25 protein-coding genes are annotated in these 24,535 nt (G+C 37.5%); 2 read left to right on the forward strand and 23 right to left on the reverse strand.

What is annotated here, in order from left to right:
- Positions 1-5: 5 nt before the first annotated feature.
- The gene (locus tag K4L44_13530) at positions 6-1,199 is read left to right on the forward strand and encodes a hypothetical protein (GenBank protein ID QZE13584.1); all 1,194 of its coding nucleotides are present in this window, start codon (positions 6-8) and stop codon (positions 1,197-1,199) included.
- Between the two features lie 46 nt (positions 1,200-1,245).
- Here K4L44_13530 and K4L44_13535 read toward each other — a convergent pair whose 3' ends face one another.
- Positions 1,246-2,370 (reverse strand): hypothetical protein, encoded by a 1,125-nt coding sequence (locus K4L44_13535; protein QZE13585.1) that lies wholly within the window; start codon positions 2,368-2,370, stop codon positions 1,246-1,248.
- Between the two features lie 183 nt (positions 2,371-2,553).
- Between K4L44_13535 and K4L44_13540 the strand changes: the two genes are divergently transcribed.
- Positions 2,554-3,387 (forward strand): hypothetical protein, encoded by an 834-nt coding sequence (locus K4L44_13540; GenBank protein ID QZE13586.1) that lies wholly within the window; start codon positions 2,554-2,556, stop codon positions 3,385-3,387.
- A 55-nt stretch (positions 3,388-3,442) separates the two neighbouring features.
- Here the strand turns inward: K4L44_13540 and K4L44_13545 are convergent, their stop codons facing one another.
- The 22 genes from K4L44_13545 to argG form a co-directional block, all read right to left on the reverse strand.
- Positions 3,443-4,042, reverse strand: a complete 600-nt coding sequence (locus K4L44_13545) for a bifunctional phosphoribosyl-AMP cyclohydrolase/phosphoribosyl-ATP diphosphatase HisIE (GenBank protein QZE13587.1) — start codon at positions 4,040-4,042, stop codon at positions 3,443-3,445.
- Positions 4,043-4,053: 11 nt separating this feature from the next.
- Positions 4,054-4,812: an imidazole glycerol phosphate synthase subunit HisF gene (hisF, locus tag K4L44_13550; protein ID QZE13588.1), complete on the reverse strand. Its 759-nt coding sequence runs from the start codon at positions 4,810-4,812 to the stop codon at positions 4,054-4,056.
- A 5-nt stretch (positions 4,813-4,817) separates the two neighbouring features.
- Positions 4,818-5,549 (reverse strand): 1-(5-phosphoribosyl)-5-[(5-phosphoribosylamino)methylideneamino]imidazole-4-carboxamide isomerase, encoded by a 732-nt coding sequence (gene hisA, locus K4L44_13555; GenBank protein ID QZE13589.1) that lies wholly within the window; start codon positions 5,547-5,549, stop codon positions 4,818-4,820.
- Entirely contained in the window at positions 5,542-6,141 is a 600-nt protein-coding gene (gene hisH, locus K4L44_13560) for an imidazole glycerol phosphate synthase subunit HisH (protein ID QZE13590.1), read from the reverse strand. Before hisH ends, hisA begins: the two co-directional genes overlap by 8 nt.
- A 31-nt stretch (positions 6,142-6,172) precedes the next feature.
- The gene (locus K4L44_13565) at positions 6,173-6,640 is read right to left on the reverse strand and encodes a TlpA family protein disulfide reductase (GenBank protein QZE16008.1); all 468 of its coding nucleotides are present in this window, start codon (positions 6,638-6,640) and stop codon (positions 6,173-6,175) included.
- A 180-nt stretch (positions 6,641-6,820) separates the two neighbouring features.
- On the reverse strand, positions 6,821-7,681 hold the full coding sequence (gene purU / locus K4L44_13570) for a formyltetrahydrofolate deformylase (protein QZE13591.1): 861 nt from the start codon (positions 7,679-7,681) through the stop codon (positions 6,821-6,823).
- A 5-nt stretch (positions 7,682-7,686) separates the two neighbouring features.
- Positions 7,687-8,802 carry a bifunctional histidinol-phosphatase/imidazoleglycerol-phosphate dehydratase HisB gene (gene hisB, locus K4L44_13575; GenBank protein ID QZE13592.1) on the reverse strand — a complete coding sequence of 372 codons (1,116 nt, stop codon included), beginning with the start codon at positions 8,800-8,802 and terminating at the stop codon, positions 7,687-7,689.
- Positions 8,803-8,808: 6 nt separating this feature from the next.
- Positions 8,809-9,852, reverse strand: coding sequence for a histidinol-phosphate transaminase (gene hisC, locus K4L44_13580; protein ID QZE13593.1), 1,044 nt, complete (start codon positions 9,850-9,852; stop codon positions 8,809-8,811).
- Positions 9,853-9,864: 12 nt separating this feature from the next.
- On the reverse strand, positions 9,865-11,139 hold the full coding sequence (gene hisD / locus K4L44_13585; protein QZE13594.1) for a histidinol dehydrogenase: 1,275 nt from the start codon (positions 11,137-11,139) through the stop codon (positions 9,865-9,867).
- A 13-nt stretch (positions 11,140-11,152) separates the two neighbouring features.
- A complete protein-coding gene (hisG, locus tag K4L44_13590; protein QZE13595.1) occupies positions 11,153-12,010 on the reverse strand; it encodes an ATP phosphoribosyltransferase in 858 nt (285 codons plus the stop codon).
- 532 nt (positions 12,011-12,542) lie between these two features.
- Positions 12,543-13,148, reverse strand: a complete 606-nt coding sequence (locus K4L44_13595) for a CAP domain-containing protein (GenBank protein ID QZE13596.1) — start codon at positions 13,146-13,148, stop codon at positions 12,543-12,545.
- Positions 13,149-13,162: 14 nt separating this feature from the next.
- Positions 13,163-13,813: a hypothetical protein gene (locus K4L44_13600; GenBank protein QZE13597.1), complete on the reverse strand. Its 651-nt coding sequence runs from the start codon at positions 13,811-13,813 to the stop codon at positions 13,163-13,165.
- A 651-nt stretch (positions 13,814-14,464) separates the two neighbouring features.
- Positions 14,465-15,541: a M20 family metallo-hydrolase gene (locus K4L44_13605; protein ID QZE13598.1), complete on the reverse strand. Its 1,077-nt coding sequence runs from the start codon at positions 15,539-15,541 to the stop codon at positions 14,465-14,467.
- Positions 15,542-15,586: 45 nt separating this feature from the next.
- Positions 15,587-16,363, reverse strand: coding sequence for an acetylglutamate kinase (gene argB / locus K4L44_13610; GenBank protein QZE13599.1), 777 nt, complete (start codon positions 16,361-16,363; stop codon positions 15,587-15,589).
- Between the two features lie 4 nt (positions 16,364-16,367).
- Positions 16,368-17,315, reverse strand: a complete 948-nt coding sequence (locus K4L44_13615) for an N-acetylornithine carbamoyltransferase (protein ID QZE13600.1) — start codon at positions 17,313-17,315, stop codon at positions 16,368-16,370.
- A 19-nt stretch (positions 17,316-17,334) separates the two neighbouring features.
- Positions 17,335-17,706, reverse strand: a complete 372-nt coding sequence (locus tag K4L44_13620) for a group III truncated hemoglobin (GenBank protein ID QZE13601.1) — start codon at positions 17,704-17,706, stop codon at positions 17,335-17,337.
- A gap of 20 nt (positions 17,707-17,726) precedes the next feature.
- Positions 17,727-18,977 (reverse strand): glutamate-5-semialdehyde dehydrogenase, encoded by a 1,251-nt coding sequence (locus K4L44_13625; protein ID QZE13602.1) that lies wholly within the window; start codon positions 18,975-18,977, stop codon positions 17,727-17,729.
- Positions 18,978-18,990: 13 nt separating this feature from the next.
- Positions 18,991-20,094, reverse strand: coding sequence for a glutamate 5-kinase (proB, locus tag K4L44_13630; GenBank protein ID QZE13603.1), 1,104 nt, complete (start codon positions 20,092-20,094; stop codon positions 18,991-18,993).
- A gap of 11 nt (positions 20,095-20,105) precedes the next feature.
- Positions 20,106-20,888, reverse strand: a complete 783-nt coding sequence (proC, locus tag K4L44_13635) for a pyrroline-5-carboxylate reductase (protein QZE13604.1) — start codon at positions 20,886-20,888, stop codon at positions 20,106-20,108.
- Positions 20,889-20,997: 109 nt separating this feature from the next.
- Entirely contained in the window at positions 20,998-22,128 is a 1,131-nt protein-coding gene (locus tag K4L44_13640; protein QZE13605.1) for an aminotransferase class III-fold pyridoxal phosphate-dependent enzyme, read from the reverse strand.
- A gap of 2 nt (positions 22,129-22,130) precedes the next feature.
- On the reverse strand, positions 22,131-23,105 hold the full coding sequence (gene argC, locus K4L44_13645; protein QZE13606.1) for an N-acetyl-gamma-glutamyl-phosphate reductase: 975 nt from the start codon (positions 23,103-23,105) through the stop codon (positions 22,131-22,133).
- A 134-nt stretch (positions 23,106-23,239) separates the two neighbouring features.
- Positions 23,240-24,433, reverse strand: a complete 1,194-nt coding sequence (argG, locus tag K4L44_13650; GenBank protein QZE13607.1) for an argininosuccinate synthase — start codon at positions 24,431-24,433, stop codon at positions 23,240-23,242.
- Positions 24,434-24,535: the final 102 nt, after the last annotated feature.

Below are 24,535 nucleotides of genomic sequence, written 5' to 3' on the forward strand. Positions count from 1 at the left end.
GTAATATGTTAAAAAAATTACTTGGAAAGACCTTCTCTTCTTTTCAGTTAGTGTGCTATATGATCACACTAACAGTGGGAGCAACGTTACTTTTTGTGATCCTCTCTATCGGGAGCGATATTCGACCTCTTTTGCAAAATGAATCGAAAGAGTTATCAAATCAATTGGTGGTGGTTAGTAAAAAGATCACCATCATTAAATCATTAAATAAAGAGTCCATATATTTTACCAAGAAGGAGGTCAACCAGCTACAAGAGCAACCTTTTGTAGAGAGTATCTCATTTTTTACAAGTGCTTCATTTAAAGTAAGCGCATCCATTCCCTCTACTTCCAATTTTCCTGCTTTCTACACAGAACTCTTTCTTGAAAGTGTTCCCGATGACTGTCTCGATATTCATCCTGAGCAATGGAAAGCATTTGATAAAGATCACTTTGTTCCAATCATAATACCTGAATCTTATGTGAAACTTTACAATTTTGGCTTTGCTGAGAGTCAAGGTCTTCCTGTGATGTCGCAAGAGATGATTTCTAAATTTCCTTTTAATCTTACTGTATATGGAAAAGGAAAGCAGAAAACATTGGAGGCTAAAATTGTTGGATTCTCCCAAAAGATTAACTCAATTTTAGTCCCCTTAAGATTTATGAAATCAACGAATCGTGTTTACGGGATGCGTAAAGAGAACAAACCTAGTCGTCTGCTTATTCATTTTAAGAATGTTTCAAGTACCGAAATTATCCCATTCTTAAAGAAGAATAACTACACTTTTCAGTCACAAGAAGTAAAGTTCGGACGATGGAGTATGTTGATACAGATAGGATTGATTGCAATGGTTATGATCGCATTAATTATTACACTATTATCCCTATTTTTAATTTTAATGAGTTCCAAATTGGTCATTCAAAAGAATCAACTTGTGATACACAACCTCTATTGTATAGGTGTTCCAATCTCTAGAATAGGGAATTTTTATAGTTTAAGGATCTCAATTATTTCAACCATTTCGCTACTCATTTCTTTACTCTTAGTACTTTTTATAAGGGGAGAATATGTGGATTACCTCTCTCGATATTTTAAACTAAATATGGATAATAAGACTCTGATCCTCCCATATCTCATATTATACTTATTGATTCTTTTAGGCTATCATTGGGTTCTAAACCGAAAGATTCGATCCCTTGTTGCTACGATGAATGGATAAAAAAAATGTGATTCTTTTGAATCACATTTTTTATGAAACGGTGTTTTTATAACATTTTATGATAACATCGTTTCCTTTTATGTTGTTCGTGTGGATAGTTTTTCCAATTAGAAATTGCTTTGTTGTTTGTCTCTAGCATTCCTGTGGTTTCAATATACTTCACTCCTTGAGAAACCATTTCGTTATGAAGTTCTCCAAAGATAAGAGCGACAGCACCACTTGCTTGATATTTTGGGTGTAATCCAGTAAGGAGCACATCGCACACTTCTGGGGATTTCATCGCTTTTTTAATATGCATAAATCCAAAAGGAAAAAGTTTTCCATTTGCTTTTTGCATTGCTTTCGAAAGGGAAGGGATTCCAATGGTAAAACCAGCAACTTCTTTATCTCTATCTAGCATTACTTTGACAAATCGAGGGTTGAGGAAGCTGAGGTATTTCTTGATATAGTAATCTGATGCTTCTTGATTTAATGGGACAACAGAGAATAGATCTTGAAAAGCATCATTTAATATCTCAAATATTTTATGCCCATAAGCGATAAGATCTTTATTGTTATCAAAATGAAGAATCTCAAAACCATTGCGTTTTTTTACGAGTTCCATCACTCGAGTTGCTTTCTCAGGAAGTACCATTCCTTCCACTTCTAAGCGAAATTCTACCCAATCCATCTCTTTTTCAAAACCCAAACGATCCATATGATCCTTGTAATAAGGTAAATGGTATTCAGAACCAATAGAAGGAAGACGATCAAACCCCTCTACTAACATTCCTTGATGGTCAAGATTTGAGAACCCCAAAGGCCCTTGTACTTCAACCATCCCATGAGATTTAAGCCATTCTGTAGCAGTTTGAAATAACAAATCTACCACCTCCTTGTCGTCGATAAATTCAGTTCTCGTAAATCTACCAATCTTTTTGCCTATTTTATCAATATATTTATGGTGTACAATTGCTCCGATACGACCAACACATTTGTTTTCTTTGAGTACGATCCAAAGTTTGAAATCACACTGCTTTATAATAGGATTATGTTCTGGTTTGAGCGATTTTAACTCTTCAGAGATAATGGGTGGTACCCAATATTTGGAGTTCTTATACAGGTCAAAAGGGAGTTTTACAAATTGTTTCAACTCCTTGTCAGTAGTAACTTCTATTATTTCTAAATTCATAATTACTTTACTCTTTCTTAAACTACAAAGATTGGTTAACTATAACACTCATACAAGAAAATTAACAAGTATTATCTCTAAAAAATGAAAAAATATTGAGATGCTTAAAACCGATTATTTCTTTAATTTGTTACTGTTATAGAGTCGATTATCTTAACGGTTAAAACGAATAGGAGGAACAATATGTTTAGAATTACTTTTTTATGGCTTATATCTCTCCTTGTTCTTATCCCTTGCTTATCTCTTTCTCAGATACATATTGTTGCGGTTGGTGGTGCTAGCTTTTATAAGCCACGAAATACGGTCGTTGCTGTTCGGTTGGCTTGGGAATACAATGCGGATGGCGTAATGTTAGATATCTTTCAAAGTAAGGATGCAGAATGGTTTGCATTCTCTCCACAGGACATTTCTCAATATAGTGATCGAGAATATGAGCTTCAAGGTTTAAAATCAAAAAGAATTAAGAAGATTTCATTGCACAACTCTCTCTCAAGGAGTAGTTTAAAATATCAAATTTCAACCCTTGATGATGTCATTAGTCTGTTGCCTGAAGATAAATTCTTTATTCTCAAGTTAGATGAGAAAGAGAATGAACTAAAAAGTTTGTTCAACACATTGAAGAATCACCGTAACTATTGTGCTGTACGTTATATCTCGTCTAATTGGAGTTTACTAAAGAAACTAAAAGATCTTGTTCCCAAAGATAAGATCTACTATATGTGGAATGGTTTCTCTTCTCTAGGGATTACTATCGATAATCTAAAAGAGTTTGGGATCTCTTCTATTGTATTGAAAAGCACACAGTTGAATAAACAAGGTCTGCAATGGCTTAATGAAAGTGGTATAAAGGTTCATGTTATGTTAGATTCGGAGGAAGATGGTCAAGGGTTGGTACATGAGTTTCCTTCAGTTGTGGCCCTGTTTACAACTCGTCCTCAATGGGTTCGCACCTCAATAAGTTCTATTTCGAACGAAGATGCTGTACTAATGGCTTGGGATACAATGCGATTACCTTAGTTTTTATCTTATGAATGGGTAGTGTTTGTTCAGAGCACTACCCATCCATGAGATTTTATTTGTGTCGAGATTTAAGCTCTTTTACTAAATCTTCGATTCGATATCCTTTGTACGTAAGTAATACGATAAGATGATATAAGAGATCTGCTCCTTCATACAAGAAGTTTTCATCGTCATTAGCCATTGCTCCGATTACCGTTTCCACTGCTTCTTCTCCAACCTTTTGTGTGATCTTTCGGATTCCTTTATTGAAAAGATGGGTTGTATAACTGCCTTCAGGCATCTCTTTCTTTCGTATCTCAATAAAATCCTGTAACTCGGATAGAAACTCTATCTCTTTGGTTTTATTCTCTTCTCCCCAGCATGTATCACTCCCTGTGTGGCATGTTGGACCTTGTGGTGTTGCATAAATAAGAAGCGTGTCGTGATCACAATCCAAAAGAATACGCTCTACCAAAAGAAAATTAGACGAAGTCTCTCCTTTCTGCCATAGTCTATTCTTTGTCCTGCTGAAGAAGGTTACTTTTTTATCTTTCTGGGTCTTCTCGTATGCCTCTTGGTTCATGTAACCGAGCATAAGCACTTTATTTGTTTTCGCATCTTGGATAATTGCAGGAACAAGTCCATTACCCATTTTATTGAAATCAATATTCATATTGAAGAAATTTATAAGGTTCTGATTGGGATATTTTTACTCTTTAGAAAATCTTTTAGGTGCGGTATGGATACCTCTTTATAATGAAAAATACTTGCTGCCAATGCTGCATCTGCTCTCCCTTCTATGAATGTATCTACAAAATGTTCTTCACAACCTGCTCCTCCAGATGCTATCACAGGAATCGTTAGACTGTTGTGTAGTTTTAAAAGTGCATCATTGGCAAAACCTTGTTTGGTGCCATCATGATCCATAGAGGTAAATAGGATCTCTCCAGCTCCTCGCTCTTGAGCCTCTTTAGCCCATGAGAAAAGCTCCTTGTCAGTATCTATTTTCCCTCCAGCACTTTTTACCGCCCATCTTGAGGACTCTGTTTTTGCATCTATTGCAACCACTACAAATTGGTTCCCAAATCTTTTGGCTAGTTGATCAATAAGATCAGGATTTCTAATCGCTGAGGAGTTGATAGATACTTTATCTGCTCCGTGAGCCAAAAGGATTTCCGCATCTTCGAGGGTACCAATACCTCCGCCAATAGTAAATGGAATATGAATCTCTGTTGCAATTCTTTTGACAAGCTCTTTGGTTGTTTTACGTGCTTCTTGCGTTGCCGTAATATCTAAAAGAACTAGTTCGTCTGCCCCTTGTTCTGAGTACCAGTGGGCAAGGTCAATAGGATCACCAACCGCTTTTATTCCTTCAAAGTGTATCCCTTTTACTGTCTGTCCATCCTTGATGTCTAAGCAGGGTATAATTCTTTTTGCCAGCATATCTTCTATGATTTACTAATAATATAGGCTTCAAGTTGTCTCAATGTGATATGTCCTTCGTAAATAGCCTTACCTACGATGACTGAATCAATACTATTTTGGTCAAGTTGAATAATATCATCCATTTTAGATATCCCTCCACTTGCAACCACTTGAAGGCTAGGAAAAGCAGATTTCATTTCATTGTATAGTTCAAAAGAGGGCCCTTGTAGCATTCCATCCTTTTCTATATCGGTACTGATTGTTTTTTGTATGCCTTTAGCGGTCCACTGAGAGATAAAAGTTATAATATCTAGTTCAGAAGAGGTACCCCATCCCATCGTGGATATTTTTCTATTTCGTGCATCCGATCCTAGAATGATTCTCTCGGCACCATATCTTTGGATCCATGATTCAAAGAGAATAGGATTCTGTACTGCGATACTTCCTCCTGTTATCATTTGAGCTCCCGATTCAAAAGCAACATGGATATCTTCATCTCCTTTAATTCCGCCACCAAAATCAATAATAAGATTCGTCTTAGAAGCAATCTCTTCTAAGGTTTTATAGTTGACAATATGACTTTTTTTTGCCCCTTCTAAATCGACAAGATGGAGTCGTTGAATACCATGATCTTCAAACTGTTTAGCCTGTTCTACAGGATCGCTGTTATAAGTCTTTTGGGTGGCATAGTCTCCTTTGCTTAATCGGACACATTTCCCATCTATGATGTCTATTGCTGGAATAATCTCAATCATCGCTACTATTTAGAAATAAGTTTAACATTTGTGAACCTATTTTGCCACTCTTTTCTGGATGAAATTGCATTGCCCAAAAATTATCTTTTTGTAGCATGGCACTAAAATCTTTTGTATAGTGACATGTCGCAAAGGTATCTTTGCACTTCTCTGCATAGTATGAATGGACAAAATATAGATAAGACTGGTCGAAACTATCTTTCCATTTTGATTCTTGATGAAAGTCTAAACTATTCCAACCCATGTGTGGAACTTTGGTGTCTGGAGAATCTGCAACGAAGTGTTTGACTTCAGTATCAAAGATGCCCAAACCGGCTACATCTCCCTCTTCGGAGTGTTTACACATTAGTTGTAGCCCAAGACAGATACCTAAAACTGGCTGTTGTAGTGATGGAATAAGAAGATCTAATTTCTTGCTTCGAAGATATTCTAATGCAGTTTTTGCTTGACCTACACCAGGGAAGATGATACGGTCAGCACTACAAATATCTTCGTATTGGTCGGATATAATGGTTTCAGCACCGAGCCTTTTTAAAGTCTCTTGCACCGAAAATATATTCCCACCATTGTATTTGATGATGGCAATTTTCATAAAAAGTACTGGTATACTGGGTTAAAATTGATTAATCACGGCAAAGAAGATAATCGATTACTTTAATCATATTATCGAATTCTTCTTTTTTGTATAGACGAGTCATAAATGCGATACGACCATCTTTGTCGATAACCACATTACGAGTTACTCCTGATTTCTTTATTGAAAATAGTCCGAAAACGTCTGCATTTGGGTCCAAAGCAATAGGATAAGTTACTTTCATATCCTTTTTGAATTTCTGAACCACTTTCATAGGCTCGTCTCTATCTACCCCCATAAGGAAGAAATCTGAATTGTCTTTCAGTTTATTCCATATCTGTGATTCGATATGAGGCATCTCTCTTCTACATACGGGACACCAGCTTGCAGTAAACTGCAGCATCACTACCTTCCCTTTTAGATCGCTTAGAGAAATTTCTTTCCCATCGTCTAGGGTTACTGTAAAGTCTGGAGCTTTATCTCCAACTTGGAGAATATATCCATACTCCTCTGGCATCTCATGTTGTTTGATAGAGTCTATAATATCCTCTGCTGAGATACAGATGTCTGTATTGTGTTTGCTTTTTTTACTATTACATGAGAATCCAATAAAAAGAATTGTCATGATTAGGATGAAATTGAGTTTTTTCATAAAAGTAAGATATTGATACTTAATTTAAAATGAAAAGAACATGGTCTATGAAAATACAACAGTTCTATTGTTGTATACCAGTACTTTATGACTAATATGTTTGTATACCGCCTGTGAAAGTACAATTTTTTCTAGATCCCTACCTTTATGCACTAGGTTTTGTACTGTGTCTTTATGACTTATTTGGGTTATATCCTGCATTATTATTGGTCCTGCATCAAGGTCTGATGTAACATAATGACTTGTTGCTCCAATAATTTTCACCCCACGCTTATGTGCTGCATGATAGGGTTTAGCACCTGCAAATGCTGGAAGAAAAGAGTGGTGAATATTGATCACTTTATTCGGATAATTCGAGACAAATTCTTCACTGAGTATCTGCATATATCTGGCTAAAACAATGAAGTCAACATTGTGTTTTTTTAATATTTCTATCTCTTTTTTTTCTTCTGCATGCTTGTTTTGCTTCGTTACATGGTGATGATAGAAAGGAATTCCAAAACGTTTTGCTATTGGTTCCAAGTCAGTATGATTTGAAATAATGCAAGAAATATGAACGTTCCACTCTCCATCGGAAACCCTTGCTAAGATGTCGTATAAACAGTGTGACATTTTAGAAACAAAAAGAGCCATTCGTGGCTTTTGGTTAGAAAAGTAAAGCTCATAATGTAGATGATACCTTTTGGCAAAGAGGGTATTAAAATATTCGTCAATACGATCTCTAGGAATCGAAAATGTAGCCAAATCCCACTCTAAACGCATATAAAAGATACCTTCTTCTCTGTCAACATGTTGATCTAGATAGAGTATATTTCCACTGTTTTCATTGACAAATCCAGTTACTTTTGCCAAGATCCCTTGTTGATCAGGACAGTGAAGTAGTAGTATGGCACGTTCGTTTTTCATCTCTATTATAATGTTTCTTTGGTACTTGGAATGGTAAAGTTTTCTTTGTCTTGCTTGCAAGCCATCTTTATTGATTTGGCAAATGCTTTAAAGATGCCCTCTATCTTGTGATGTTCATTTTCGCCTTCTGCTTTGATATTTATATTGCATAGAGCTTTATCACTAAATGATTTAAAGAAGTGAAAGAACATCTCTGTTGGCATGTCTCCTACATATTCCCGTTTAAAAGTGGCATCCCAAATGATCCAAGGACGTCCTCCAAAATCGATAGCTACTTGTGCTAAACAGTCATCCATAGGAAGAAGAAAACCGTATCTAGCGATCCCCTTTTTATTGCCTAATGCTTTCACCATTGCTTCTCCCAATGCAAGACCAACATCTTCGATAGTATGGTGTTCATCCACTTCTAGGTCTCCTTTTACTTGAATATCTAATTTGATACCACCATGTCTATCGATCTGTTCAAGCATATGATCAAAGAACTTTAGCCCTGTGTTTATCTCTCCTTTCTCATTCGAATCGAGGTTAATTGAGATCTGAATATCTGTTTCCGCAGTAGTTCTCTTGACCTCTCCAACTCTTGCAGTGAAAAGTATTTGGTCTACAATTTCATTCCACGATGTCGATTGAATAAGGCATGTGTCTTGAAGATTAGGAGCGAGCAAATCGTCGTTATAAAAAACAGCTTTGCACCCTAGGTTTTTAGCGAGAATGACATCCGTCTCCCTATCTCCAATCACAAGTGAGTTTTCGAGATCATATTTCTCCTCAAAATATCCTTCAAGTAACCCCGTTCTAGGTTTTCTTGTTGGAGCATTATCTGATGCAAACGTGCGGTCAATATGTACGGCTTCAAATGTGATACCTTCATTTTGAAATGTCTCCATCATTCGATTGTGTGGTCCCCAAAATGTCTCTTCAGGAAATGATGTCGTTCCTAGGCCATCTTGGTTGGTAACCATCACTAATTGATACTCCTGTGTATCTACAATTTTCTTTAGTGCACCAAATACTTCTGGTTCGAACTGTAACTTCTCAAATGAGTCTATCTGTTGATCTATAGTAGGTTCATCAATCAAGGTTCCGTCTCTATCGATGAATAAGATTTTGGTTTTATACATCTCTTTCTATGCAATTATTTCAGTTAACTGTTCGATTATCTTTTGATTCTCTATAGGCGTTCCTATGGTGATACGTAGACATCCTTCACACAATATGACCTTCGACCTGTTTCGTACAACAGTACCTTTTTTAAGAAGGGTCGAGTAAATATTTTCAGCCTCATCCATCTTTACCAATAAGAAATTTGCTTCAGAAGGAAATACCTTTATTACTGCAGGAATGGTGGATAACAGTTCTTTGACCCTCTCTCTCTCAGAGATTATCTCAGCGATTTGTTGTGAAACCATCTCCTTCTTCTCCTTTAAATATTCTAAAGCCTTTTCTTGGGTTAAAAGATTGACATTATATGGATATTTAACCTTATTAAAGAGTGTAATAATATCCTTACTAGCCATGGCCATCCCAAGTCGAATTGCTGCTAATCCCCATGCCTTACTAAGAGTCTGAAGAACTACGATATTCGGATATTTTTCAAGAAGGGTGGTCGCTGATTCTGAAAAAGAGAAGTCGATATAGGCTTCATCTATTACAACCACACCATGAAAATTATTTGCTAACGCTTGAACCGCATTCACATCCAAAATATTCCCTGATGGATTATTAGGAGAACAGAGAAAAATAAGTTTGGTATTGCTATCTATTTGAGAATTGATTTGTGGCAAATCAATTTCAAAATTATCTGTTAATAGAGCAGCCCTTCTCTCTACATTATTTACATTACCACATACTTCATACATCCCATAACTCGGAGTGATTGCAATGTAATTGTCTTTCCCTGGAATACAGAAGATACGAAAAAGTAGATCAATTGCTTCGTCACTACCATTGCCAAGAAAAATGGATTCCTCTGAAATGTTTTTTAAAGATGCAATCTCCTTCTTTAACTCTGTTTGATATGGATCCGGATATCTGTTTAATCCGTTATCAAAAGGGTTCTCATTTGCATCTAGATATATCTCCGCACTGCCTTCAAACTCATCTCTAGCACATCGATAAGGTGCTAGAGAGAGGATATTTGGCGAGACTATCTTATTTAGATTAAAAGTCATATTTCTTGTTCTTTACTTTAGACGTACACTTACCGCATTCTTATGAGCGTCTAACGATTCTGCCTCAGCCATTATCTCGATGGTTTTTCCAATATTCTGAAGCCCCTCTTTGGTTATCTCTTGATAGGTTATCTTTTTGGTAAAAGAGTCTAGGTTTACGCCACTATATGCTTTGGCCCATCCGTTGGTCGGAAGGGTGTGATTTGTCCCTGAGGCGTAGTCTCCAGCACTCTCTGGAGTGTAGTGCCCTAAAAAGATTGATCCAGCATGCTCAATTTCTGATGCGATCTCGTAAGGCGACTCTGTTGCTACGATTAAGTGTTCCGCTGCATATTGATTGGCAATCGCAATCATCTCGTTTTTGTCTTTTACGGAGATAAGAACGCTATTGTTTAGAGCCTTCTCTGCCATTGTTTTTCTATTCAATACAGCGAGTTGCTTATGAACCTCTAACTCCACTTTGTCCAACAATGATTCATCTGTTGTAACCAATATTACTTGACTATCCACTCCGTGTTCTGCTTGAGAGAGAAGGTCGGATGCAACAAACTCAGGGTATGCTGATTGGTCGGCTAAAACCATCACCTCAGATGGACCTGCTGGCATATCGATGGCACATTTTTCTAAACCAACGATCTGCTTCGCTGCAGTGACATATTGGTTTCCTGGACCAAATATCTTATCGACTGCGGGAACTGATTTGGTCCCGTATGCCATGGCAATAATGGCTTGAACTCCACCAACAGTGATCACTTTGGTTATTCCTGCAACTTTAGCAGCATAGGCGATCGCAGGATGTATGGTTCCTTTTAGATTGGGAGGCGTACACAGAACGATCTCTTTACAGCCTGCTATTTGGGCTGGAATTCCAAGCATTAATACAGTAGAGAATAGGGGGGCTGTCCCTCCTGGGATATATAGTCCCACTTTCTCAATCGCTTTCTGTTCTTGCCAACAAAATACACCTGGTGTAGTCTCTACTTTTTTTATCTCCATTCGTTGATTCTCATGAAACTTACGAATGTTTTCGGCTGCAGTGGTAATCGCTTTTTTGAGCTCTGGTTCCAAATGCAAACAAAGCATGTCGATCTCTTCTTGTTGCATCACCAATCGCTTGATATTTACTCGGTCAAATTGCGCAGTGTAGTCATGAAGAGCAATATCGTCACGAAAGAGGATGTCTTTCCGTAATTTGTGGACAAGGTCTTTTAATCCAGATTGTTGTAGTTCTGGACGTTTTAAACTTTTAGTAATCTGTTTTGGAGTAGGGTTAATAAGTCGTTTCATCTATTTTTTGTTGTTATAATATCATCTTCTCTATTGGAAGCATTAAAATACTCTCGGAACCAAGATCTTTTAGCTCTTTTATGATTCCCCAAAATTGAGGCTCATCAATAACAGAGTGTAATGAACTCCAGCCCTCTTTTGCTAGAGGTATTATAGTAGGAGACTTCATTCCTGGAAGAAGGGATTTGATCTCTTCTAATCTTAAGTTTGGTGCATTAAGCATAATATATTTCTTCCCTTTTGCTGTCTCCACTGTATCCAATCGGAATAGTAGATCTTGTAGGATATATAGCTTCTCATTGGATAGCTCCCTATTGGTAATCAAGAGTGCCTCCGATTTGGTCACGATCTCCACCTCTTTTAGGTTGTTTGAGATAAGGGTAGACCCCGAACTTACAATATCGAAGATTGCATCTGCCAAGCCAATACTTGGAGCAACTTCTACCGAACCACTAATCTCATGGATCGAAGAATTGACCATATTGTCGTCTAGATACCTCTCTAGAATCTTTGGATAAGACGTTGCAATGGTCTTGTTCTTAAACCATATAGGACCAGTATATGTCTCTGATTTTGGTATTGCCAAAGAGAGTCGACATTTGCTAAAACCTAAACGTTTGGCAATATTTACTGCCTCTCTCTTTTCTAACACTTCGTTCTCCCCAACAATTCCTACGTCGGCAATCCCATCTGCTACTGTTTTGGGAATATCATCATCGCGAAGAAATAGTACCTCTACTGGGAAATTGGTTGCTTTGGAAATGAGTTTACGCTTTCCTTGTGTTAATTGGATTCCTACATCTGAGAGTAGTTGAATAGAATCTTGATTTAATCTGCCTTTCGTCTGTATGGCTATACGTAAGGTTTTCATAATGATAGTATTTAAGAAAAAAAAACGAGCTTACCTTATTAATACGGTAAGCTCGTGAATATGTTTAGACTAATTTTAAAACATAACAATTACGGCCTACCCTTTAGGTAAGAAATGATGATGGCCGAAATGATGAATAAAATTTTTCATGTGTTTATCTGTAATTGTATATGCAATAATAGTAAAAAAAACAAAGATATATGTCATATAAACTTTTAAATTAATGTTAAGACTGCCCCTTTGTGTTAATATTGTTACTCGTGTACTCAGGCTTACTCATCGGTTCTTTTTTGTACGATATTAAATTGAGAGCAAAAAAAAAGCTTACCATGATTATGGTAAGCTTTTGAATATGTTTAGAAGAATTTTAAAACATAATAACCTCAGCCTACCCAAAAGGATAAGATATGATGATGGCCATTATGATGATTTAAAATTTTCATCTTTTTTCTTCTTTAATGATATAACAATGATAAGAATATCTTTTCAAAAAAGCTAAATAGGATTGAATTATTTTATATCATTTGTCAAATTACTGACATCCAAATTGCTGGGCGTTATAAAATATTCCTTTTTTACTATAATAACCTATTCCAATCTCTTTCCAGTGAGGAGATATTAGGTTTTTTCTGTGTCCTACGCCTTGTACTCCTCGATCAATAACATAAATCAATACAAACTCCTGGGCTGCAATAACAGCATTCGTTTTATAATCTAGATCTGTGTTTGTGCCCATGGCAATGTTCTCACCACATCTTGTCCATGAATACCCAAACGAGGTGATTCTATCTCCTAAAGAGCCACCGTAGTCATGACTTAAGTGAGCATGATTGGACAATTCTGCAGCATAGTTTGTAGCTGAGGCGATGAGTTGGTCATTTAATTTTAGAGCATTCAATGGTTGTAGTGCCATAATCTCGTTGTATGCTCCATTGTCTGTCCCTTTATTTGATGCTGCTTCCAGCCTCTTCTTAGCATATTCTTGAGGTCTTGTTCTAAGAAAGTTAATTTCATCCAACATCATTTTGTGTTCTACATTTCCTCCTTTTGCGACACTATTTGGATCCTCGTCATCTTTAGAACAAGAGATACAGGTAAATGTAGACAGCAATATTACAAGAGCGATAAGTTTATTCATGATCATTTATTTTATTAATTGGCAAGAACAATGCCATAGTAGTATTTCGCTTTACACACTCGGCTAGCATATCCTACACCAGCATATTTCCATTTTGAATCTAAAAGCAATTTTATATAATCTTCTTTGCTTCCGAAAGAGTAGTTCACAAATGAGTTTACCACCTCTTTTGCCAACTTCTTGCGATCTTTTATATATGGGCTCATCTCTGGAGTCGCAGTTCTGTGTTGAAGCTCTGTGATCTCATTCACATTTTTCATCCCGCCGTCGATGGCTCTCTGTTTTGGACTACTTCCATTGCAATTACTTCCCCATTTATATTCATAGCATATGACACGGATATAGTGGTGTTCTTTCACTGTTAACTCCTCACTAAGTTTTAGAGGCTTTTGTGGTGCAGTCGAACTTAATGTCTCTTTGACGTCCATAAGAACAAGGTCATCATCAATAAATTTATATTCTGAAGGATTCGCACGCAGTCTATTCACCTCGTTTAGTATCTCTCTTGCAAGCGCATCTTTGATCATTACAGGTTCAAATATGGTGTTGGTGCATCCACCATTTAGACAAGGATCATCTTCTCCGAGGCTGTCATCTTTCTTGGAACAGGCAGTAAAAACTAGTAGTGCAATGCATAATGTCGTAAGAGACTTAAGGTACTTCATATTTTTTAAGTTTGAGTATTTGGTGTAATAATCCTACAATTTTAATAAATATATTAACATAATAATATGTTTTGGCTCTTTATGTTCAAGATACATCATTCCGAATTTTAAGTATAAGCGTGGTGTAATTACCATAATTTATTGCCAATCAACCTTTTTGTAGTCATTTTATCTACGTTACGATCCAATGCAATAAAGAGGATCATTTAGGGGGATCCTTTATGTTTCTTCCGTACTTCCTTTACCCTTTGGTTACCCTTTAGATACCCTTTGGTTACTCAAATAGTAACCAAAGGGTATCTAAACTCTATCTAATACGTATTCAATATTGCCTGTTGGTAAGAGTTTGGATAGGGTATTTTAGAATTGTAATCACTTAGTCGTCCCAATCAATGCGGCGCGACCATATATAAAAAGTTTGACGAATATCGAACTCCATCTTGAGAATGAATTTTAAAATTGAATCTTTTCAGTTAAATGGGAGAGTAGGGGAGGGTTGAGGTAGTTTTAGCTCTCATAATAGTAAGAAACAAGGGGAAGTAAATAGGAGTGATTATCGTTGAAATCTAAAATGGATATGGTAGAATTCGTTTTGTTTTAGGGAAGGCATTAGACCTTTTGAAAAAGAATCTATTAAAAGATTTCTCTCCATTAGAGGGAGAAATCTTTTAATAAGTGGATATAGTATTCAATCCCTTTTGTAATCTCATCTAAACAAATGAATTCGTTGGCAGTATGAGATCTTGCAGAATCCCCTGGTCCTAGTTTTATTGAAGGAAAAGGAATTAGGGCTTGGTCAGACATTGTAGGAGATCCGTAAGGGACACTTCCTAGAGAGATGGCTTTCTGAACAATAGGATGTTCTACCGCAATGTTTGACGCATTTAGTCGTGTAGAGCGAGGCTTTATTTGGGCGTCTAGATTTTCTTCTAAAATATGTAGTATCTCCTTGTTGCTGTATAAGCCATTTGATCGAATATCTATTACATAGCTACATCGGTCTGGAACGACATTGTGTTGCGTCCCTGCATTAACCATTGTGACTGTAGCCTTTACTGGTCCTAGCATATCCGACTCTTTGGGGAAATGAAAATTTTCTATTTTTGCAATGTCTTTTATTGCTTTATAAATTGCATTCATCCCCTCTTCTCGTGCAGCGTGTCCTGCAACGCCATCCATTGTCGCATCGATTACCATTAATCCCTTCTCTGCGATTGCAATTTCTAGTTTGGTGGGCTCTCCTACAATCACTAGATCTAAATCCCCTAGTTTTGGAAGCAAATACTCAATTCCATTCTTTCCAGATATCTCTTCTTCTGCTGTTGCGCTCCATATTAGGTTGTAATTACGGTCGGAAATTTGTGATAGAAAGCGGAATGCAGCCATTTGAGATACAACAGAAGCTCCAGCATCATTACTCCCTAATCCAATGATCTTGTCCTCTACCTCTTCACCTCCAAATGGATCCATCGTATAATCTATAGATGGTCTCACGGTATCAATATGAGAATTAAACAAAATGGTAGGCTGTCCCTCTTTCCAATAGGGATCTTTTGCCCATAGGTTGTTTTTTCTCCTTTCATGAGGGGTTCCCCACGATGTAAGCTGATCCGATATTAAGGTACAAACTTGATCCTCCTCTTTACTAAATGATGGAGTTTGTATCATCAACTTCAAAAGTTGAATGGCATCTTTTTTGATCTGGTCAATGAAAAGGAAGGGAGTCATAACAAGAAATTATTTAGTGTATTTAAAGTTCTAGTTCAATAAGGATTATCCGCAAAGATTCGTCCCCTTTTGTGGACAATTGATATTGGATATGTGACCAATATAAACACTTTTCACCCCTTTTGCAATAGCATCGAAACAGTTCGTTAGTTTGGGTATCATACCACTATGAATGGCTCCTTGCTCTTTTAATGCATCAAATTCCTTAGGTGTGATAGCGTGAATGACACTATGATCGTCATTGGCATCTAATAGAACTCCATCTTTTTCGAAGCCATAATAGAGTGTCACCTCACACTGTTTTGCTAGAGCAGTAGCAAGAGATGCTGCGATTGTATCGGCATTTGTATTTAGTAGATTTCCCTGTTTGTCGTGGGTTAGAGGAGCAACAATTGGAGTTACGTCTTGCGTTAAAAGTTGTAGGATGGCCTTTTGATTTACAGCGTCCACATCTCCTACAAAACCGTAATCGATATGTTTAACTTCTCTCTTGTGGGCTTGAATAATATTCATATCCGCTCCCGTAAGTCCCAAGGCATTTAATCCTTTACTTTGAAGTTTCGCAACAATATTCTTATTGACCAATCCGCCATATACCATGGTTACGATCTCTAACATATTTTGATCGGTCACACGACGTCCTTCCACCATTTTTGTCTCTATCTGAAGACGTTCTGCCATAGCAGTAGCACTTCGTCCACCACCATGAACCAATATTTTTGCTCCCTCTAATTTGACAAAATCATTAAGGAAATCATTGAGAGTGTCAGGGGATTCGACAACGGCTCCCCCAACTTTTATTATCGTTACTTTCTGCATCATTACTTTATAAATCTTCAAGAATCATTTTTAATACAGCTTGTGCAGAGATCTCTCTGTTGGCAGCCTCCTCAATAACGATTGAGTTTTTGCTGTCGATTACAGAATCCGAAACAATCATATTACGGCGAACAGGAAGACAGTGCATGAATTTTGCATCATTTGTAAGCCCCATTTTTTCGGTATCGACACACCAACTTCTATCTTTTGATAGGATTTGACCATAATCGTTGTATGCAGACCAGTTTTTTGCATAGATAAAATCAGCTCCTTCAAATGCTTTTTTCTGGTCATACTCTACCGTGACTCCCTCCATGAAATGATCTGCAAGTTCGTATCCTTTTGGGTGTGTAACAACCAATTCATAATCGGTCTCTTTCATCCACTCTACAAAAGAATTTGCTACTGCTTGAGGAAGAGGTCTTGGGTGTGGAGCCCAAGTCAAGACCACTTTTGGACGTGCTGTTTTTTTATGTTCTTCAATAGTTATTAGGTCGGCAAAGCTTTGAAGTGGATGTCGTGTTGCCGCTTCCATACTAACTACAGGTACCCCAGCATAATCGATGAACTGTTGAATGATGCGTTCTTGATAATCTGCTTCTTTGTCGTCTAAGGAAGCGAAGGCTCTAACCCCTATAATATCACAATACGATCCGATAACCGGGATTGCTTCTTTCAAGTGTTCTGGCTTATCTCCATCCATTATAACACCTAATTCGCTCTCCAATTTCCAACCATCTTGATTTACATTTAGTACCATTGTGTTCATCCCAAGATTCATAGCTGCTTTTTGTGTACTCAGGCGAGTTCGTAGGCTAGAGTTAAAAAAGATAAGAATCATGGTTTTATTTATGCCAAGGTCTTTATATGCAAAACGATCGTGTTTTACCTTTTTGGCAACCTCTAAGGCTTTGTCGATACTAGGAATATCCTTAATGGAGATAAAGTTCTTCATTGATGAAATGTGTTATGTGTTAAATATCTAATTTCTTTATAAGCGACTGAGACATGGCACGTACTCTTTTTTTCGTTTTATCACTATTAGGTCCCTGGAAGAGTCTATTTAGTGTCTCAAGAAAACAGTTTTCCCAAGTGTGAAACATCTCTTGGGTGAGTGGATATTTTTCCATTACATGATGATGGTGACTAAGAATATTTCCTCGGTAGCCTCCTTCACGTAGTACAAGGGATCCCCAAAAACGAACCATAATAGGGATATGGGTTTCCCAATCAATCTTAATCACTTCGTTGTATAGGTTATCCATCTCAGAGATTTTGCATAGGTCTCTGTAGAAGGTTTCAACAAGCAGTGTGATGTCTTGGGTGTTTTCAATATCTCTTTTCATCGCTTAAAGTTTTTAGGATGTTACACGTTTCTTATTTGTCCAGAACCTTTCACAATCCACTTATAACTAGTAATCTCATCTAATGCCATTGGACCTCTTGCATGTAGTTTTTGTGTGCTGATACCGATCTCTGCTCCCAATCCAAATTGTGCTCCATCTGTAAATGCAGTGGATACATTTTGATAAACTGCAGCAGCATCTACTTGTGCACAAAAAGCATCACATCGATCTGAATTTTCTGACACAATTGCTTCAGAGTGTCTCGAACTATAAAGATCGATATGATCTAGAGCCTCTTCCATATTGTCCACTGTCTTAATCGATAGTTGCAGACTCAGATACTCTGTTCCAAAATCCTCCTCGTCGGCCTCTTCAAGTAGAGACGTAGGATAGTGTCCTGTTAGCTGTTTGTAGCTACGTGGATCTGCATGTATAATAACCTTTTTCTCTGCAAGAAGTTCTGTTAAAGAGGGCAAATCTTCTAGTCTTGATTGATGGATAAGGATACAATCCAATGCGTTACACACACTTACTCTGCGAGTTTTGGCATTGGTGATGATCGCTTTTCCTTTTTCTAAATCTCCGTCTTGATCAAAATATGTGTGACATATTCCAGCACCCGTTTCTATTACAGGAACGGTGGCATGGGTTCTTACATATTCAATGAGTTGTTGACTTCCTCTAGGAATAATTAAATCGACATATCTATCTGCGTGTAATAGCTGGTCTACCTCTTTACGATCTGTAGAGAGAAGGGTTGCGTATGCGCTGTCTAGTCCTTGTGCTTCTAGTGCTTTATGGATTAGAGAAACCAACACTTTGTTTGAGCTTGAGGCATCACTTCCCCCTTTAAGAATACAGCAATTTCCGGATTTTATACATAGAGAGAATACATCGATTGTGACATTTGGGCGTGCTTCATAAATTACTCCGATGACCCCAAAAGGGACACGCACTTTCTCAATTTGCATACCATTGGGGCGTGTTATTGATTGAAGTACTTTCCCAACAGATGATGGAAGGTTTGCAACATTTCGAAGGTCAGAGGCTATTGATTTGATTCGTTGTTCCGTGAGAAGTAGTCTATCGTATTTTGGATTGTTCAGGTCCATACGATCCAAATCTTGTTTGTTCGCTTTTAGAATTTGATCGTAATTCTCTTCCAATATATCAGCTAGATCTAGAAGCATTTCATTGATCACATTAGGTGTAATCAATGAAAGTGCTTTAGAGGCTTTACGGATGTTATATAGTGTTTTGTCAAGTTTCATCTCTTATCCAAATTTAAATATTTAACGATAGATAATCACAGTGAACAATAGGTTTTTTATTTTTTAGTCCCATCTCTTTTTTAAGAGATCCTGCATCGTAATTGGCCTTCCCGATACCAATAGTATTTCCTGATTCATCAATAATTTTGATGATCTCTCCTGAGTCGAACATCTCTACAATTTCGATGACTCCAACAGGAAGAATACTCACCCCTTCATTGGCATGAAGCGCACTACTTGCACCTTGGTTTAATCGGATGGTTCCTTGTGCAAAATCACACGAGTGACTTAACCACCTTTTTATTGGATTTGCTTTGTCTTGGGTTCTTTTGAACCAAGTGAAAGGAATCTCTGTGTTATTTGTAATGATGTCTATGATAATATTTTTTCTCAATCCACTGGCAATAGCAACATCGATACCTTGTGCTGTCATTTTATTGGCGATGTTAAATTTGGTTGCCATTCCACCTCTACCTTTAGATGATTTAAGAGGTTGAATATATTGCTGAAGAGAGGGGTCATTGGAATGAACCTCTCGAATAAGTTCAGATTTTGTGTCGTTAGGATCTCCAGTATAAAGGCCTTCTACATTGGTGAGTAAAAGAAGTATATCTGCTTTTACCATAGACGCGATAAGACCTGATAGTTCATCATTATCGGTGAACATCAACTCTTCGACAGAGATTGTATCATTTTCGTTTACTATAGGGATCACCTTCTGGGCCAAAAGGGTTTCAAAGCAATTTTTCATGTTGAGGTAATGTCCTCTATCCGAAAAATTCTCTTTGGTGGTCAGTATTTGGGCACACTGAAGTCCATGTTCATGAAAAAGATCACTATATCTGTTAATTAGTTTTACTTGACCAATGGCAGAAAATAATTGACGTTCAGAGACAGTATCCATTTTGTTTGTTGGATTCAATTGACTACGTCCTGCCGCTACTGCACCGGATGAGATTAGTATCACGTCGTAACCCAATTGGCGTAGATGTGAAATCTGATCCACCAAGTGAGCCATGATAGAGATGTTTAATTTTCCGTCTTCTTTGGTCAATACATTGCTACCGACTTTGATAGCAATACGTTTTATTTTAAAGTTCACGTCTTTCGAAACCATCTGTTCTCTCCCTATTTAATTTTATTATACGATGTAAGAACACCTTGTATTAATGCCGATGAAAAACCTTGATGTTCCATCGTGTTTAATCCAGATATTGTTACACCTTGGGGAGTGGTTACCTTATCAATCTCTTGTTCTGGATGGTTCCCATTTTGAAGGACGAGCTCTGCTGCTCCTTTCACTGTCTGTGCTGCAATCTTTAAAGCATTCTCTGCATTGAAACCAATCTCGATTCCTCCCTGTTGGGCTGCGCGAATAAAACGAAGTGCAAAGGCAATGCCACAAGCACCTAGTACGGTTGCTGCTGCCATCATATCATCTTGAATGATCAACACAGGACCCAAAGTCGAGAAAAGTGCCTTGATCGATTCAATGTTTTCCGTTGTGGTTGGTTGATGAGAAATACAAGTGATAGACTCCTGTAGTTCCACTGCTGTATTTGGCATGGCGCGAAAACAGATAGAAGGAATTTTCCACTCTTTCTCCATGGCTTCCAAACTTACCCCTGTAACTAAAGAGACAATGATCTGGTTATCGGTAAGATGATCGATAATCTCGCTCATAATGATCTCTGCCTGTTTGGGTTTTACAGCTAGAATGATAAGGTCAGCATTTTGGACTGCGGCTACATTGTTAGAGCCCACGTTTACTCCTTTTTCCTTTAGCGGCTCTAGATAGTGTACACGTCTACGTGTAACATGTATTTTCTCGGGATTAATCCCTGTCTTTAACATGCCTTCTGTTACGGCAATACCTAGGTTACCCCCGCCAATTACTGCTATCTTTTCCATATTCCAACTGTTTTTTGATGAAAAATACAATGAGTTTTATCATGTAAATATAATGATATATCACTTTTTAGTTAATAGAAAAAGGAGTAACGTGTGAATTTATAACAATTTAATACGATTCTAAGGTCTCTATCAACTTGTCGATAAAGAGAGTTGCTTCCTCTTTTGTTAAAGTTAATGGGGGGAGTAGGCGAATGATATTTTGACCACTTACTCCTGTAAAAATGTGATGTTTCTTTAATAGCTCTTGACGTATGGGAGCAATGGCTTGGTTCATCTCTATCCCAATCATCAACCCTTCCCCTCGTACTTCTTTAATCTTGTCAATATTTTGAAGTTTCTCCATTAAGAAGTCACCGACCTCCTTGGCATTATGGATCAAGTCTTGTTGTTGCATCACATCCATGACAGCAATGGTTGCTGCACATGCAAGATAGTTTCCTCCAAAGGTTGTGCCAAGCATTCCTTTCTTTGCCTTGATGTTTGGTGCAATAAGAATACCGCCTACAGGAAAACCATTACCCATCCCTTTTGCCATGGTGATGATATCCGGTTTAATACCACTGTATTGATGTGCAAAGAATTTTCCACTACGACCAAAGCCTGACTGTATCTCATCCAAAATAAGGACAATGTTGTTTTGATCACAGATATTTCTGAGTTCTTCAAGAAACGCCGTTTCTGGGATGCGTATGCCACCAATTCCTTGAATCCCCTCCACTATAATTGCAGCAATCGATTCTGATGAAACAACTTCTTTTACGGCCTCTATATCGTTTAATGGTAGCACTACATTTTGATGCTGTGCATTGATTGGGGCAATAATGTTTGGATTGTCTGTAACTGCTACTGCAGCAGATGTCCTTCCATGAAATGACTTGTCAAAAGATATAACTTTTGAGTTACCTGTATGGAAGGATGCTAGTTTTAAAGCATTCTCCACAGACTCTGCTCCTGAGTTGGTTAAGAATAGTTCGAAGTCGTCATATCCTGAAATAGCACCAAGTTTGTCTGCCAACTCATTTTGCAATGGATTCTGTACAGAGTTAGAGTAGAATCCAATGTTTTGGATTTGATTTTGCAACATCTCTACATAGTGGGGGTGGCTATGCCCAATAGAAATAACTGCATGCCCTCCATATAGGTCTAAATATTGGGTTCCTTCGCTATCAGTAATCGTGCAGTTTTTTGCTTGCACTGGTGTGATATCAAAAAGTGAGTATACGTCAAAAAGCTTCATAATTAAAAGACTACTGGTTTTAGGTGAAGTCCTGTAAATTCATCAAGACTAAAAAGAAGGTTCATATTCTGTACTGCTTGTCCAGAGGCTCCCTTTAGTAGGTTATCGGTACAGGATAATATCATTAGTTTTCCCTGATGTACCTCTAGATAAAGCACTGCTTTATTGGTATTAACCACCTGTTTCAAATCAGGATTCTCTTCTGTAATATGAACAAAAGGATGGGTTTTATAATACTCCCTATAGAGTTTTTTAGCACTTTCGATATTTCCACTATATTGGGTGTATGCACTTACAAATATCCCCCTAGTATGATTTCCTCTTATCGGGATAAAGTTAATGTGCTTATCAAAATCAGGTTGGAGCTGTTTCAAGCTCTCTCCAATTTCACCGAGGTGTTGATGAGAGAAAGCTTTGTATACAGATACGTTTCCATTTCTCCAGCTAAAATGTGATGTTCTTGATGGAGCTTGTCCAGCTCCAGTGGAACCTGTTATGGCTTGGATATGTACATCCTCTTTTAGAAGTTGTGCATGAGCCAAAGGTAAAAGAGCTAGCTGTATTCCTGTAGCAAAACATCCTGGATTTGCTATATAGTTTGCCTCCTTGATAGCAGGTCTATTTAGTTCAGGAAGACCATATATAAACTTATTGTCTTTTGTTTTTAGTCGGAAATCATGAGATAGATCGATAATCTTTACGTTGCAAGGAATCTCGGTCTGCTCTACATATATCTTAGATTTTCCATGCCCCATACACAAAAAGATAACATCTACATGTTGCATGTCGATATCAGAAAAACAGAGGTCTGTCTCTCCTATTAAATCTTTATGGACAGAGGTTACAGGTTTACCATCATTACTGCTACTTTGGATATGAGTGATGTTTGCGTATGGATGAAATAGTAATATTCTTAGAAGTTCGCCTGCAGTATAGCCCGCACCACCGACGATACCAACGTTTATTTTATAGTCCATTGGATACAATTTTAAAGCCCCCCAAACCATGTTAATGGTAGGGGGCTTGACTTTTGAATTAATCTAGGGTTTTGTATAGTTGAGAGATGATTCATTGTGAATCATCTCCATTGAAGGATTGTTTATTGATTGGATTACTCCTCGTTTACTGAATAGTAAATCTTAAGTTGATTTGAAAGGATCTTTGTGAAACCTTTTACGTCATCTGCACTCCATGCTTTGTTCATTTCCCCATATTCACCAAACTTAGATCTCATTAAATCTTTATCTGACTTTATTCCAATAAGAGTGAAATGCTCTGGTTTAAGTAGTATAGAAACCTCTCCAGTAACATTACGTTGGGTATTTTCAAGAAACTTCTCAATGTCTCTCATTACAGGGTCTAAATACATCGATTCATGCATGAACATTCCATACCAATTGCCTAGTTGGTCTTTCCAATGTTGTTGCCATTTGGTTAAGGTATGTTTTTCAAGCATTTCATGGGCTTTGATAATCAACATAGGAGCGGCCGCTTCAAAACCGACACGTCCTTTAATACCGATAATGGTGTCTCCAATGTGCATGTCACGCCCAATACCGAAAGCACTTCCAATCTCTTCGATTTTACGTATTGCATCAACTGCATTCGTATAGTCTACACCGTTTACCGAACTTATTTGTCCCTCTTTGAATCCAATTTTTATCTCTTCTGGATTACTCTTTTCTACCTGTTTCGGGTAGGCTGATTCTGGAAGTGTTTGATCAGAGGTTAAAGTCTCTTTTCCTCCGATGCTTGTTCCCCATAACCCCGCGTTGATAGAGTATTCCATCTTTTCAAAGTCTGCCTCTACTCCATGCTCTTTTAAATAATTAATCTCATATTCACGAGTTAATTGCATATCCCTAGTAGGGGTGATTACTTCGATTTGTGGGGATAGTACTTCGAATGCTAGATCAAAACGAACCTGATCATTTCCTGCACCAGTACTACCATGTGCGATATATTTTGCTCCAATTTCATTTGCATATTGAGCAATGGCCATTGCTTGGAATATTCGTTCCGAACTAACAGATATAGGGTAGGTGTTGTTACGTACCACATTGCCATATACCATATAGCGAATGCCTTTGTCGTAATATTCCTGTGTTACATCTAGGGCAACATGTTGTTTAACTCCCATTGCCAAAGCTTTCGCTTCAATGTCGTTAAGCTCATCTTGAGTGAAACCACCAGTATTGGCAATAGCCGTATACACTTCTAAACCCTTCTCTTTTGCTAGATACATAGCACAGTATGAGGTGTCTAAACCTCCACTATAAGCCAAAACTACTTTCTTGTTTTCCATTGGAGTATATAAAATTATAACGGTTTTCTAGATAATTATTATAGATCTAAAGCAATCGGTATGAACCAAAATAGGTCTCGTAGTTTAAATGTTGACAGTATT

This window comes from Prolixibacteraceae bacterium (assembly GCA_019720755.1).
Lineage (GTDB): Bacteria > Bacteroidota > Bacteroidia > Bacteroidales > Prolixibacteraceae > Halosquirtibacter > Halosquirtibacter laminarini.